We start from the raw sequence: 13,192 nt of genomic DNA on the forward strand, positions 1-13,192 counted from the left end.
GGTGGAGAGATGGAACAGTTATGGTTGTTTTACAGCGATTACTGCCAGCAGCTGTCTATGCCAATTGAAAAAAGCGGCAGGATCACTATTGGCCCTGACCTGGAACAGCTGGTGACAATAAGGGAGTTTCCTTTTACAAAAGGAATTGTGTCAATAGAAAAGCACGACAGCTTCTATGAAGTTAAGCAAAATGAGTTGGTTCTCGGAAAGCTGAACGATGGAGAACCCTTTCAGATAAATGATGAAGGGAAAACCCTGACGATAATAGGAACCTCTGAAGCTATTAAAAGTCAGACCTACTATTCCGGCTATAAAAGGGAAATAGAGATATCCTCTGATAACCCGGAAGCATCCATTTATAAAAAGCACGGCATTTTAATGGATGCGAGTCATTCTTTTGACCTGATAAAAACAAATAAGGGCTGGATGGCAGAGCCGGGTTCAGGACAGCTTTATATAAACGGAAAAAGAGTTGAAGAGAGGAATTTCCTTGAAATGGGAGATGTGCTTTTCTTTCCATTCATGTCTATACGAATAATAGAAGAGGATCTTTTCCAGATTGATAGCTTTGAAGGGTATGAATCAAAGCTCCCTATTACCATCAGGCCGCAATCAGAGATGGCAAAGAAATATCCGCTCTACCGGAGAACGCCAAGAATGATCTATGAAATGCCGGATGAGAAGGTCTCCCTGTCCTTTCCATCGCAGGAGCCGGATGATTCAGGCAGAGGATTATGGCTGATTATCATGCCGCCGCTGATTATGCTGGTTGTAATGGGCATCGTGGCTTTAATTCAGCCAAGAGGGATTTTTATTATCATTTCAATGGTCATGTTCATGACCACTTTAGTGACATCAACAGTTCAGTACTTTAAGGATAAAAGCAATCAAAAAAAGCGGAAAGAGCGCAGGCATCGGGTCTATACTGCCTATCTGGAAGAGAAGCGAAAAGAACTGCAGGCACTGTCTGACCAGCAGAAGCATGTCCTGGAATTCCACTTTCCATCCTTTGAGAAAATGAAGTATTTTACGGGCCATATATCCGACCGGATTTACGAGCGGCCTCTGCAGAGCTTTGATTTCCTTCAATTCAGGCTGGGTACCGGAAATGTGCCTGCGAGCTACGAAGTTAAAGTCAGTTCAGGGGACATGGCAAACCGTGAAATCGATGATCTGCTTGAACAGTCACAGCAAATGGAAAAGGTGTATAAGGAAGTTAGAAATGTGCCTGTAGTGGCTGACCTTGCAAAGGGGCCAATCGGACTGATCGGAAAAGAGCCGGTTGTTAAAAATGAGATACACCAGATCATTGGACAGCTGGCCTTTTTTCACAGCTATCATGATGTGCGGTTTGTATTCATTTTTAATGAAAAGGAATATAAGAAATGGGAATGGCTCAAATGGCTTCCGCATTTCCAGATGCCGCATGCACATGCAAAAGGGCTGATATATAACGAACAAACGAGGGATCAGCTGCTGTCTTCCCTTTATGAAATCCTGCGTGAAAGGGATTTGGATGAAAATAAAGAGAAGCAGGCGTATTCGCCTCACCTCGTGTTCATCATAGCCAATCAGCAGCTGATTGCAGATCATGTGATTCTGGAATATTTGGAGGGTGACCACTCCAATATGGGACTCTCCGTAATCTTTGCAGCAGACTCAAAGGAAAGTCTTCATGATAATATTCAAACCCTTGTCAGATATGTCAATCAGGAAGAAGGGGACATTCTGATTCAGGACAAAAAAGCCGTGAGCGTCCCATTTAAGCTTGATGCTCATCAGAAGAAGGGAAATGAGGAATTTTCCCGTCTGTTAAGAACGCTTGATCATCAGATTGGAATGACCAATTCCATTCCAAATAGCGTTTCCTTCCTGGAAATGATGAAAGTAAAAGAAGTAGGGAAACTTCCGATTAAAGAGAACTGGCTTGCAAAAGAGTCCTCCAAATCTCTGGCAGTTCCAATCGGTTTAAAAGGAAAAGAAGACCTGTCGCTTTTGAATCTTCATGAGAAGGCGCATGGCCCGCACGGTTTGCTGGCTGGGACAACGGGATCGGGTAAGAGTGAATTTCTGCAGACGTATATTCTTTCACTTGCTGTTCACTTCCATCCCCATGAGGTCGCTTTCCTGCTGATTGACTACAAAGGCGGAGGCATGGCCCAGCCGTTTAAGAACATGCCGCATCTTCTGGGTACGATTACGAATATTGAAGGCAGCAAAAACTTCAGTTCAAGAGCGCTTGCCTCTATCAAAAGTGAATTAAAAAGGCGGCAAAGGCTTTTTGATCAATATCAGGTAAATCATATCAACGATTACACTGACCTTTATAAAAACAATATGGCAAAGGAGCCGCTGCCTCATCTGTTTTTGATTTCCGATGAGTTTGCGGAGCTTAAGAGTGAAGAGCCGGAATTCATCAGAGAGCTTGTCAGTGCTGCGCGGATCGGCCGAAGCCTGGGAGTTCACTTAATTCTGGCCACCCAAAAGCCAGGCGGTGTCATTGACGAACAGATCTGGAGTAATGCCCGTTTCCGTGTGGCTTTAAAAGTTCAGGACACAGATGACAGCCGGGAGATCATTAAAAACGGCGATGCCGCTGCTATTACCGTAACCGGCCGCGGCTATCTGCAGGTCGGCAATAATGAAGTCTATGAACTGTTCCAATCTGCATGGAGCGGGGCCCCTTATTTGGAGGACTCTTCTGAGACAGAGGATGAGATTGCAATCGTAACCGACCTTGGGCTTGTGCCATTATCAGATGTAAATTCACGCCAAGGGAAGAAAAAAGGCGGAAAGACAGAAATTGAGGCAGTGGTGGAAGAAATTGAAGCAGCACAATCCTCGATGGGCATTAAGAAACTTAGAAGTCCATGGCTTCCTCCTCTTGAAGGGCGCTTAAGCAGAAAACTTTATCGCGCTGAGGAGAATAATGAAATTCATTTAGGAATGGTGGATGAGCCTGAGAAGCAGAGCCAGTATCCATTAAGCTATCAAATCATAGAGGATGGAAATGTAGGGGTGTTCGGCTCATCCGGTTATGGAAAATCCCATACGATTATGACATTGCTGCTCAGCATTGCCGAAAAGCGGTCTCCTGAAGAAGCACATTATTATATTTTCGATTTTGGCAATGGTTCACTCCTTCCATTAAGGCAGCTGCCGCATACGGCCGATTTCTTCCTGATGGATGAAGAACGAAAAATTGAAAAGTTCATGAATCTGATCAAGGATGAAATTGCCCGCAGGAAGCTATTATTCCAGCAGCAGGAAGTCAGCGGAATTAAGATGTACAATTCGATGAGCAATGAAAAATTGCCGCTCGTCTATATTACATTTGATAACTTCGATTTAGTAAAAGAGGAAATGCAGGAGCTTGAAACGCAAATTAATCAGATTGCCAGGGATGGACAGTCACTCGGCATCTATATGATTTTCGCTGCGACCCGGATCAATTCAATCCGGCAGTCGCTCATGAATAACCTCAAAACAAAAGTCGTCCATTATCTGATGGATAGCAGCGAGGCCTACTCCGTTCTTGGAAGAGTTCCGTTCGCACCTGAGCCTATACCGGGAAGAGCCATTATTAAAATGGAAGAGGCTTATTTTTCACAGGTATTCCTGCCGGCAGAGGGCAAGGATGATTTCGAGATCATGGAATCGATCCGGGCCGACATTCAGGAACTGAAGGAGAAATACAAGAACTGCAGTCAGCCTGAAGAGGTGCCGATGCTTCCGGCAGAGCTTAATACGATTAACTTTACCCGTTACACTGCGGGAGAGACTCAGACAGGACTTGTACCAATTGGCCTTGATGAAGAATCCGTCAAACCTGTGTATGCAAACTTCAATAAAACCAAGCATTGCATTATCCTTGGGCAGGCCCAAAAAGGAAAGACAAATGTTCTTAAGCTCATGATCAATCAAATGCTGGCTCAGGGTGCTGAATCCATCGGTATTTTTGATTCCTTTGACAGAGGATTATCATCCTATGCCAGTGAGGAAAAGTCAGTCTATATCGAGACAAAGGAACAGATCAGCGATTGGGCAGCAAAGGCGGAAGACCAGTTATCCCTTAGGGAAAAAGAATATCTTAATGCAATCCAGCATGGCAATACAGATATAGAGTTTTCGCCGATTGTGCTGGCTGTGGATGGATACTCCCGTTTTGCACAGACATTGGATAACAGCCTGCAGGAAAGAATGGCAAGGCTGATGAAAAACGGAAGCCATCTAGGCTTTAGTGTCATCGTTACAGGCAGCAATAATGAACTGACGAAAGGATACGATTCCTTAACGGCAGAAATCAAACAGATCCGCCAGGCAGTCGTTCTGATGAAAAAATCAGAGCAGACGCTCTTTACCCTTCCATACGACCGGAAAGAGGCGGAGATTCAGCCGGGATATGGTTATTACGTTATAAACGGAAAGGAATTAAAAATTCAAATTCCTTTATGTGCCACTGAAAGGAAGGTCTTAGCATGACAGCCAAAACAAAATATATCGTGAAAATGGTTTTGGTGATGCTTCTGATTATCGCCGCGCCAGCCATCTTTTTTGGCTCCATTGGCGATAATCCTCTGCTGGTCAGGGAGAATGCCACAAGAACCATAGCTGTTGTTAATGAAGATACAGGCGCTGACAAGGAAGAAAAATCACTTGATTTTGGAGAGGAAATTACATCGATCCTCGAAGACGGCTCACAATATGAGTGGACTGTCATCGGCAGAAGTGCTGCAGAAAATGGCTTGAGAAATACCAAGTATGATGCAGTTGTTTATATTCCTTCCAATTTTTCGAAGAACATCATGTCCTATGAAAGCCAGCAGCCTGAAAAAGCAAATTTTGAATATACCGTTCAGAACCAGCTGAACTCACTTAACCGGGAAAAGGTTCTGCGCGAGATCCAGACAGCCACCAACCGTGTGAATGGAAAGATTTCAACCTTGTACTGGACCTATGTATCACAGGACCTTGAAAATGTGAAATCCCAGTTTGATACCATTTTGCAAAAAGAAATAGACTTCCAGAATGCCATGCTCGCTTTCTATAAGCCCAGCTCAAAGAACCTGGCAGCGGAAATCGAACAGCAGCGCAATATGCTGGAGAGCATTCAGTCGACAGTGAAGACTACTGCGGAAAGCACTGCCGAGGGCGAAAATAACCTCGGCCAATTTGAAGATAACCTTGGCTCGTTTGTACAGTTTGTAGATCAGTACAAAGAATACCAGGATAATCAGCAAAGTATCCTTCAAAAAATGCAGGATGAAAATGTAGTCGATATTCAAGCTGTTGCGGGACAGAAGATGCCAGCTCATATGGATGCTCTTAGTGGTGACTTGACTGAGGGAAAACAGGACTTGGGCAGTGGGATTGAGAGTTTTGAGAAGCGGTTGGAGGAGAATACCCATGTGTTTGGGGATCTATCAGAGATCCGAAATGCACAGGTGGATCGACAAATTACTGAGCAATTTAGTGAGCTGGATAAATATTTTAAAGAACAAGACAGAACTTCTTTTGAAAAGGTTGATGAAAGAATTAGCTCATTAAAAGGAGAGCTATCTGACGGAACGCAGCCGGAGAACCCTGGCACAGGTACAGATTCTGACAAAGTTACAGGCGGGGCCTCTGACAAAGTTACAGGTGGGGCTAAGACTAACACACTAACGGCAGCGAGCATAGAGTATCCAACTGTACCTGGTATGGCAGAGGAAAGAAAAGAGATATTGAGTATCGAAAATGAGATTGCAACTTTGAAAGAAACTTTAGAAACAATTGAAGGAACAAAGCCGGAACAAGTTGTATCCGCTTTGACTATTCTGCCAACTTTATCACAGCGATTAATAGCTGTGGAGCAAAAAATGGCAACAATAGATTCAGGAGAGAATCCGCTGCAAAAAGTAGTCGAGGAACTCAAGGCTAATAATGCTAAATTGATTGAGGAACTTACCAATTTAGATAAAGCTTATAAAAACTTACAAGAAGATAATAAAAACTTACAAGAAGAAAATAAAAACTTACAGGAAGATAATAAAAACCTTTTAGATCAGCTAGGAGTTTCTGTGAGTTTTGATTCCATGATTAAGCTCATAGAGGAGAAAGAGCAAAAACTAATTGATCTTGGATATAATCCAGAAGCTTTTGGTCTAGAAATTAACAATACTGAACCTGTGAAAATGATGGAATATTATGCTTCTCTAATTCAGTATGAAGATTTAATTAATAATTCCTACAGTCAAAATCCAGATAAGCTGGAAGAGCTTGTACAGAAGTTAAACACTATTGTAGCTGTAAATGAGGAAGAACAAAAAGCTAAGGATGACCTAAACACAGCGTTGTTATCATCTCAGAATCAGCTAACAGAATTCGAAAACCAGTTTACGGCATTCTTCACAGAATACAATAAGAAAATTGAAGAACAGCAAGCAGCCATCGAGACAGATTTGTCAGCTCTGCAGGAAAATGCAAATTCGGTTAGGGAGCAAATTCAAACATCATCAACAAATACTCCAGTTCCTGGGGATAGCATTGACGGAACTTCCGTTATGGTCAAACAAGAGGGAATCAGCCAAAGAATGCTGATGATTAATGATCTTGTTGGATCCATCGGAGAAAATCAAAGCAATATCGTATCCTATACAAGCGAACTGGAGCAAAAGGTGCAAAGTGTCCAGCAGGATGCGGATACACTGAATTCAAAGTGGGGCTCGAACGTAGAGACAACTCAGATGTTCCGGGATGATATTTACAATCTTCTTGGAAACACCTATGTGAATGGCCAAAAGAATGGTCCGGTATACGAACAATTATCCAGTCCGCTTCAAATCAGCGGAGAAACAGCTGCCAAGAAAGAAGAAAGCAAGCTCCCGCCGGTTGTTGTATTGGCCATTGTCCTGCTCAGCAGCTTAATGATCGGATACTTCAGCCATTATTTCAAAAATGCGCCGATGCTTGTCCATGCTTCCATGTTTGTGCTGCTGAATCTTATTGTCGGTCTGATTATCAGCATATTCGGCCTCAATATTTACTCAATGGAACAGGATCGCGCAATAGAGTGGACCATTTTCACCATATTGCTGCTGACGGCAGCCTCAGCCATCGTACTGGCAGGGTTCAAGATCGGCAATCTGGCAGGATGGATTTTGAGCGTAGGTCTCATCGCCTTCTTCATCAGTCCGTTCCTTGCGCTTACAGCACCGAATATTAACTATGAAGACCCAATGTCCAAGGTATATATGTCCATTCAGTATGACTCACAAACCCTGTTTATTCCGGCCATCCTCATACTACTTGGCATTATTGCCTTCCTTGCTATCATTCCATTTGCAGTCCGGTCTATAAAGGACCTGCGCACAAAGAGGGATGAGGACCAAGCTTATGAAGCTTAAAAGAATTATTAAAATCATTCTGTTGATTCCGGCGTTTTGGCTGATAGCTGGCCAAAACGCCGGGGCGACTCCTGACTTTAATAACTTGACTCCGAATACCTATGAAAAAAAGGAATTCAAAGAGAATACCGATTACCTCCATGAAAAATCACTTTATGAAAATAAGAAGCAGATTCCCGAGGAACAAAAGGATCTTACTTTTACAAAAAAGAACCTGGATCCTTTGAAGGAAGTGAAGGAGAAGCTGTTCGACGGCGGTGAAACCACTACTAATACCATCACCGCAAAAGCGGACCAGCTTCAGCTTTTTTCCGATTCGAAACAGGAAAGCTTTTTCAAGGCGGAGGATCAGGTACCCGCAGAACAAGATAACAAATTAATGATTCTTTATATTATTCTGCTTGTCATTGCCATAGGTGTGATTATGGGATTCCTCATTCCGAGGATGGCGAAGCAGCCTGACAATTAAATAATTCCCGTACATGTCTCCGGTTTGGAGACATGTACATAATTACTGCAACCAAATTCTTCAGCAAACTCCTCTAAAATAACTGCCCTCTAAAAATAGAATAAAGAATTAGGGATGTAAGAAATAACGAGACTCTAAATAAAAAACTTTTAAAAATGAGGTGTCAAAATGAACTCATCACATGTAAGAGCACTGGCAAGGGTATTTCAGACAGCTTCAGATGATATTAAAACAGAGGAATTCAAACTAAAGCAAAGTGTCCAAAACCATGCAGACGAATGGAAAGGGAAAGCCAGGGACAAATTTGATTCGGCATTGGAAGAAGCAGGTGTCCTCTTTCAAAGGCACTCGGATAATCTCTATAACATCAGCCGAGAATTGGAAAGCGCTGCAAATGAAGTTGACAGAGTCAGAGAAGAAATTGAAAGACAAAGAGAATTAGAGAGATTGGCCAGACTTAAAGCGGATTGAAGAATATTAAGAATGGATGGGTTTTTTATGTCTAATAATGAAGAGAAGAAAAAAGGTTCATATGACAAGAGTAAGACATATGATGACGGATGTGCGCCAGGGTGTGTTGATCTTTTTTTATTGCCAATACAAGTTTTTATAGCAGGCTATCAGATAATAAATTTATTTTAATTCAAAATTAGCAATTAAATCATAAAAGAAGAGAGGTTTTGAAATGGGAAATGAAATTTCTGTAAATCCAGATCGCCTGGAAGACCTGGCAAATGACTTGGTTACTCGTTTGTCCAGAATTGAAGACGAATACAGAAATCTCCATATGGAACTTGCAGAGTTAATCAATAGCGCTCCGGCGGAATATAGGCATTGCTTCTATCATGTAGGGGATCCATGGGGTACTGGTAATCAGCTTACCGGGCAGCTTAGTGAAATGGAAATTGACCTGCGGATGGTGGCAAATAAATTTGCTGATGCAGATAATCTTGTAGGTAAGTTATATAAGTTGTATGAGCAGTATGGGGCCGTAACAGCTCTTGGAGCATTGATGACAAAACAGCTTGCTTTTTATGGGTTGGGGTTTACTCAATTTATAAAGAATGCTGATGGTGTATTCACCTATAAACATATGGCGGCCCTTCAACAAGTAACAGATAAAATTGATGAAACTAAAAAGTTAAGAACGATGACAAGAGGATTCCTGAGTCCACTATATTTGAAAAGTAAGTATAAAGATGTACCGCTTGCGGATTTGGTTCATAAAAAGATTGCTAAATACTTGCCGGATGATGTGGCGAATTTTACGAGTAGCTCAAGGGCATTTTTGGATGAAATTAAATATAAAACTTTTAATCCCACTACGTTCAAATCTTTCGTTAGTACGGGTGCCAAATTTGCTAAAACAAATGCATTAAGTACAGTTGTTTTAACCGGTGCAATGGAAGTCGGAGGAATGGGGCTTAAAATTTCAGAGAACTATGCTAAGTACGGAAATAACCCCGATGTTTTGAAACGTGAAAATGCTAAAGCAATTGGTAATGCTGTAAATAATACAGTAGCTATCTCGGGAGGAGCAATTACAGGTGCAGTAATAGGGGGAGCTTTAGGTAGTTTAGCTGGTCCCGTTGGAACAGTTGTTGGTGCAGCTGCAGGTTCATTCGTTGGTGGAGTTATTGGAGAGAAAGCTGCTAAATTAACTGCTGGAATTGCTGAAAAAGGTGCTATCCTTATTAAAGAGCCTTTGCACCATGGAGTCGAGTTTTTTAAAGATGGGTTTGAGAAAGCTGGAAAAGCTGTTGAAGCAGCAAATAAAGGTATTGATGTTATTAATAAACAAATTAAAGAAACAATGTCCGATCCGGTAGGGAAAATTAAAGATATTGGAAAAGGATTGTCAAAGGCAAAGGAGACAGCTGGATCTTTAATAGATGGAGCAAAGGGATTTTTAGATAAAAAATTATCTTTTTTTTAAGGAGGCAATATGAGTACCATTCAACTAAGTATAGAAGAATTAATCTTTGCATTTTATAGTGAAGGGCTATATGAAGAAGGAATATCTATGAAAGAGACATACTTTCCTTCACTCCAAGATTCCGAATTGAAGTTACTGCTTGAGTTTGCAGCTCGCTCTTTGCTGGCAAAAGATATGGTGGTAGAGGTTAATAATCAATATAGATTAAAAGAAGACTATAAGTCTTATATTAATATTCTTAGTAATGCGGAGAAGACGGTTAAAGCTTCTAGATTTAATTTAAAGTTCGAAGGGGAAGAGAACATATCCTTTCATTTTGGGAATGGGGAAGTTTATCTTCATAAGTTATTGCATGACCATCAAGTACATTATATTTCAAAATCCACTCCAAAAGATATGATACCAAGTATTAAAAATTTCTTCGAAATTAGCCAGCTGCCTTTACATGATGAAGTGCTTTTTAGTTTGAAGAATGAAGAATTTGAAGAATTCTTAGGTGATATGAGTGAATCAGATTCATTGTCGGAATCTACTGCTCAAAAGTGGGAAAATAGAGTTAATGGTTCATTCTCATTTGAGTTTTTAAAAGATATTTCCAATAGAAAAGGCAGAATGGACAGTTTACTTAGTCTTGGATATGATTCTGCAAAAAATCCTGATTTAATTGATCTAATTTTTATTGTTCCTGGGAAAGTGGACTTCTGGATGATTTCAAGAGACGATAATCTTGATTTAAATGTTCAAAGGGCAGACGAGACATCTATTAGTAACCTATTATTTAACAATTCTGTCCAAGGAGGGATTCCTCTTGTCCATGATTGAGAAAAAAGGAGAACCTGTATTAATAAAAGGTTCTAAGTTCATGTATGTATGGATGTTTTTGGCTACAGTAGGATTTTTACTTGCATGTATCTTCTTAATTATACATGGACTGAAATTCAATTCTAAATATTCTTTCCTCTATCTTGGCGGAGGAATCGTATTAACTCCCTTCTATCTTTATTTAACTATTTGGAGCCTGCCTGGATTAATGCCAGGAAGGGTTTTGTTTAGAATATTCCCGGGAGAAAAGGGAACAGTTAATGCTAAAAAAGATATGGTATCTATAAGTAATATTCGCAGTATCAATTTAGTCAGAAATCCATTAAATTTAATCAACGACATTGTTATTGATACATTCAATGATAAAAAGATAAAAATTAGAACGTATAATCTTCTTGGGGACTTAGATTATGAAATGATTGTAGATCAATACATTTATCCATATATGACTGAAAATGCAAAAGAGGTTTGGGACAGAAAGGTAGATCTTGAACGTCTTCGTAAAGTGGCAAGATACGAGAGAAAAGAGCCTAAAATTGAATAAAAATTAATTGAATCGATCAAACAAGTCTTCTCAAAGGAGAGAGCTTTCTCAGGGGGCGATCTATCGATGATTCAAAATAAAGATTACTCCATAAAGGTGAAGGGATCAAAAATTTATTATGTGCTAATGTCTCTTGCTACTGCAGGTTTTTTAATAGCATGTATCTTTCTAATTGTTCACGGATTGAAGTTTGACTCTAAATATTCTTTATTCTATCTTGGCGGTGGAATAATTTTCACTCCTTTTTATCTATATATCACTCTTTGGAATTTACCAGGCCTAATTCCGGGTAAAACCTTGCTGACTATTATCCCCGGAGAAAATGGACTGATTAAATCAAAAAAAGGCATTGTTCCAATTAAGGATATTCGAAACATTGATCTTGTAAGAAATCCATTAAATTTAATTAATGATATTGTTATTGAAACTTTCAATGATAAAAAGTTTAAAATTCGCACGTATAACCTGATTGGTGATTTTCGCTATCAGATAATAGTTGACCAATTTATATATCCTTATATGACAGAAAACGCTAGAAAAGTTTGGGATCGAAAAATAAACCTGGAGAGCCTTCGGCAGCAGGCTAATTATGAGAGGCAAGAACCAAAGGCTGAATAACGTCTATGTGTGAAACTCTCTTTCTCTGCCGGGTCCAAGGGGTGAGTATAGTTTGTCAATGATTCAGAATAAAGGTGACACGGTAATCATAAAAGGTTCTAAGTTCATGTATGTATGGATGTTTTTGGCTACAGTTGGATTTTTGCTTGCATGTATCTTCTTAATCATTCATGGACTCAAGTTTAATTCTAAATATTTATTTCTCTATCTTGGTGGAGGAATTGTTTTCACTCCCTTCTATCTTCATTTGACTTTTTGGAGCCTGCCTGGATTAATGCCAGGAAAGGTTTTGTTTAAAATAGTTCCGGGTGAAAAGGGAACTGTTAATGCTAAAAAGAAAACGATATCTATAGGTAATATTCGTAATATCAATTTAGTCAGAAATCTTTTAAACCTTATAAACGATATTGTTATTGAAACCTTAGATGGTCAAAAAATAAAGATTCGCACCTATAATCTCTTGGATGATGGTGATTTTCAGGTGATTGTAGATCAATACATTTTTCCTTATATGAATGACAATGCCAGGAAAGTATGGGATCGGAAAATCGACCTCGATAAGTTAAGAGAAGAAGATAACTATGTCAGGCAGGAACACAGGATTGAGTAAAGCTTATCTGAGTATTTTTGATTTTAACTTTGAATATTGGAACTGTGAAGAGCAGCTCTTTAAGGGTCACCCCTATAAAGAGCTTTTGTTTTGAGATCAGCCGTCTCTCCCTATCGGAAGGAGAATAATATGAAAAATTTAATCGCCTTTACTGCAGTATTTCTAATATGGACATTAATTTCTTTAATGCTGACTGGGATAGATATTCCAATTCCAAGCTCTTATATTGCTCTAATGATTACAGCAAATGCTGTTTTTGCCTTTTTCTCTATTTTTGTTCAAAAACTAGTTATTACCCTCTATGAAGTAAATGTGTATGAACAGCCTAGGACTTTCCTTGACTATTGTTTTAAATATATTGCTATTATCACTTCAGGTGTGAATTACCATATTCAGCATATGTTAAATAGGCTTCCTATTATTCTTAATAAATTGGCATCTATATTTTTCTTTCTCTTTCTTATCTTTACAGGCTTCGGTCTGGTGGCTGTTTTTAACTAATACAAGTCGTTAATAACCGGGAGAGGGGGAGAGATTTTGACTGCAAAAGGAAAGCAAAAGAAATTCCTATTTAACAGAGAGTTTTTATTTTTTTGGAAAAGTAATTTGGTGTTGTTTTTAGCTATCTTATTTCTCTATATAAACAAATCGAGCTGGAGTGAAGAAGGCTCAGTTCTCCTGGTTTTGGCTCTAATGTGGGAAGCGCTCATTTTATTATTATCCATAATTGAGGGTGTAAAGGCCAAAAGGGCTGAGTCTCTGAAACTTTAAGGGATAATGTACGTATGTAAATTTAGAGTTAAAGAAA

Annotated in this window: 11 protein-coding genes; all 11 read left to right on the top strand. The window is 39.8% G+C overall.

Features of this window, described 5'->3' with window-relative positions; all coding sequences use genetic code 11:
* Nucleotides 1–9: 9 nt before the first annotated feature.
* A complete protein-coding gene (essC, locus tag AC3WTL_RS23165; protein ID WP_492370107.1) occupies nucleotides 10–4,482 on the top strand; it encodes a type VII secretion protein EssC in 4,473 nt (1,490 codons plus the stop codon).
* Nucleotides 4,479–7,385 carry a type VII secretion protein EsaA gene (gene esaA, locus AC3WTL_RS23170; protein WP_492370108.1) on the top strand — a complete coding sequence of 969 codons (2,907 nt, stop codon included), beginning with the start codon at nucleotides 4,479–4,481 and terminating at the stop codon, nucleotides 7,383–7,385. Before essC ends, esaA begins: the two co-directional genes overlap by 4 nt.
* Entirely contained in the window at nucleotides 7,375–7,854 is a 480-nt protein-coding gene (gene essA / locus AC3WTL_RS23175) for a type VII secretion protein EssA (protein WP_163141730.1), read from the top strand. Before esaA ends, essA begins: the two co-directional genes overlap by 11 nt.
* Nucleotides 7,855–8,022: 168 nt before the next feature.
* A complete protein-coding gene (locus AC3WTL_RS23180) occupies nucleotides 8,023–8,325 on the top strand; it encodes a WXG100 family type VII secretion target (protein ID WP_048010869.1) in 303 nt (100 codons plus the stop codon).
* Nucleotides 8,326–8,352: 27 nt separating this feature from the next.
* The gene (locus AC3WTL_RS23185) at nucleotides 8,353–8,496 is read left to right on the top strand and encodes a hypothetical protein (protein WP_163141736.1); all 144 of its coding nucleotides are present in this window, start codon (nucleotides 8,353–8,355) and stop codon (nucleotides 8,494–8,496) included.
* A 43-nt stretch (nucleotides 8,497–8,539) separates the two neighbouring features.
* Nucleotides 8,540–9,790, top strand: coding sequence for a hypothetical protein (locus AC3WTL_RS23190; RefSeq protein ID WP_248349443.1), 1,251 nt, complete (start codon nucleotides 8,540–8,542; stop codon nucleotides 9,788–9,790).
* Between the two features lie 9 nt (nucleotides 9,791–9,799).
* A complete protein-coding gene (locus AC3WTL_RS23195; RefSeq protein WP_492370109.1) occupies nucleotides 9,800–10,612 on the top strand; it encodes a YfjC family protein in 813 nt (270 codons plus the stop codon).
* Nucleotides 10,605–11,156 (top strand): DUF5381 family protein, encoded by a 552-nt coding sequence (locus tag AC3WTL_RS23200; RefSeq protein ID WP_163141774.1) that lies wholly within the window; start codon nucleotides 10,605–10,607, stop codon nucleotides 11,154–11,156. Before AC3WTL_RS23195 ends, AC3WTL_RS23200 begins: the two co-directional genes overlap by 8 nt.
* Nucleotides 11,157–11,222: 66 nt before the next feature.
* Entirely contained in the window at nucleotides 11,223–11,774 is a 552-nt protein-coding gene (locus tag AC3WTL_RS23205) for a DUF5381 family protein (protein WP_163141745.1), read from the top strand.
* 58 nt (nucleotides 11,775–11,832) lie between these two features.
* Nucleotides 11,833–12,384 (top strand): DUF5381 family protein, encoded by a 552-nt coding sequence (locus AC3WTL_RS23210; RefSeq protein ID WP_492370110.1) that lies wholly within the window; start codon nucleotides 11,833–11,835, stop codon nucleotides 12,382–12,384.
* 129 nt (nucleotides 12,385–12,513) lie between these two features.
* Nucleotides 12,514–12,885 carry a hypothetical protein gene (locus tag AC3WTL_RS23215; protein WP_163141748.1) on the top strand — a complete coding sequence of 124 codons (372 nt, stop codon included), beginning with the start codon at nucleotides 12,514–12,516 and terminating at the stop codon, nucleotides 12,883–12,885.
* The last annotated feature ends 307 nt before the right edge of the window (nucleotides 12,886–13,192 follow it).

It is taken from the genome of Cytobacillus sp. EB106-05-05-XG126, assembly GCF_058791715.1.

What these genes read in the sequence shown, in the direction of transcription:
- essC (WP_492370107.1), top strand. Translation starts at nt 10, where the DNA reads ATGGAACAGTTATGGTTGTTTTACAGCGATTACTGCCAGCAGCTGTCT.
- esaA (WP_492370108.1), top strand. Translation starts at nt 4,479, where the DNA reads ATGACAGCCAAAACAAAATATATCGTGAAAATGGTTTTGGTGATGCTT.
- essA (WP_163141730.1), top strand. Translation starts at nt 7,375, where the DNA reads ATGAAGCTTAAAAGAATTATTAAAATCATTCTGTTGATTCCGGCGTTT.
- AC3WTL_RS23180 (WP_048010869.1), top strand. Translation starts at nt 8,023, where the DNA reads ATGAACTCATCACATGTAAGAGCACTGGCAAGGGTATTTCAGACAGCT.
- AC3WTL_RS23185 (WP_163141736.1), top strand. Translation starts at nt 8,353, where the DNA reads ATGTCTAATAATGAAGAGAAGAAAAAAGGTTCATATGACAAGAGTAAG.
- AC3WTL_RS23190 (WP_248349443.1), top strand. Translation starts at nt 8,540, where the DNA reads ATGGGAAATGAAATTTCTGTAAATCCAGATCGCCTGGAAGACCTGGCA.
- AC3WTL_RS23195 (WP_492370109.1), top strand. Translation starts at nt 9,800, where the DNA reads ATGAGTACCATTCAACTAAGTATAGAAGAATTAATCTTTGCATTTTAT.
- AC3WTL_RS23200 (WP_163141774.1), top strand. Translation starts at nt 10,605, where the DNA reads ATGATTGAGAAAAAAGGAGAACCTGTATTAATAAAAGGTTCTAAGTTC.
- AC3WTL_RS23205 (WP_163141745.1), top strand. Translation starts at nt 11,223, where the DNA reads ATGATTCAAAATAAAGATTACTCCATAAAGGTGAAGGGATCAAAAATT.
- AC3WTL_RS23210 (WP_492370110.1), top strand. Translation starts at nt 11,833, where the DNA reads ATGATTCAGAATAAAGGTGACACGGTAATCATAAAAGGTTCTAAGTTC.
- AC3WTL_RS23215 (WP_163141748.1), top strand. Translation starts at nt 12,514, where the DNA reads ATGAAAAATTTAATCGCCTTTACTGCAGTATTTCTAATATGGACATTA.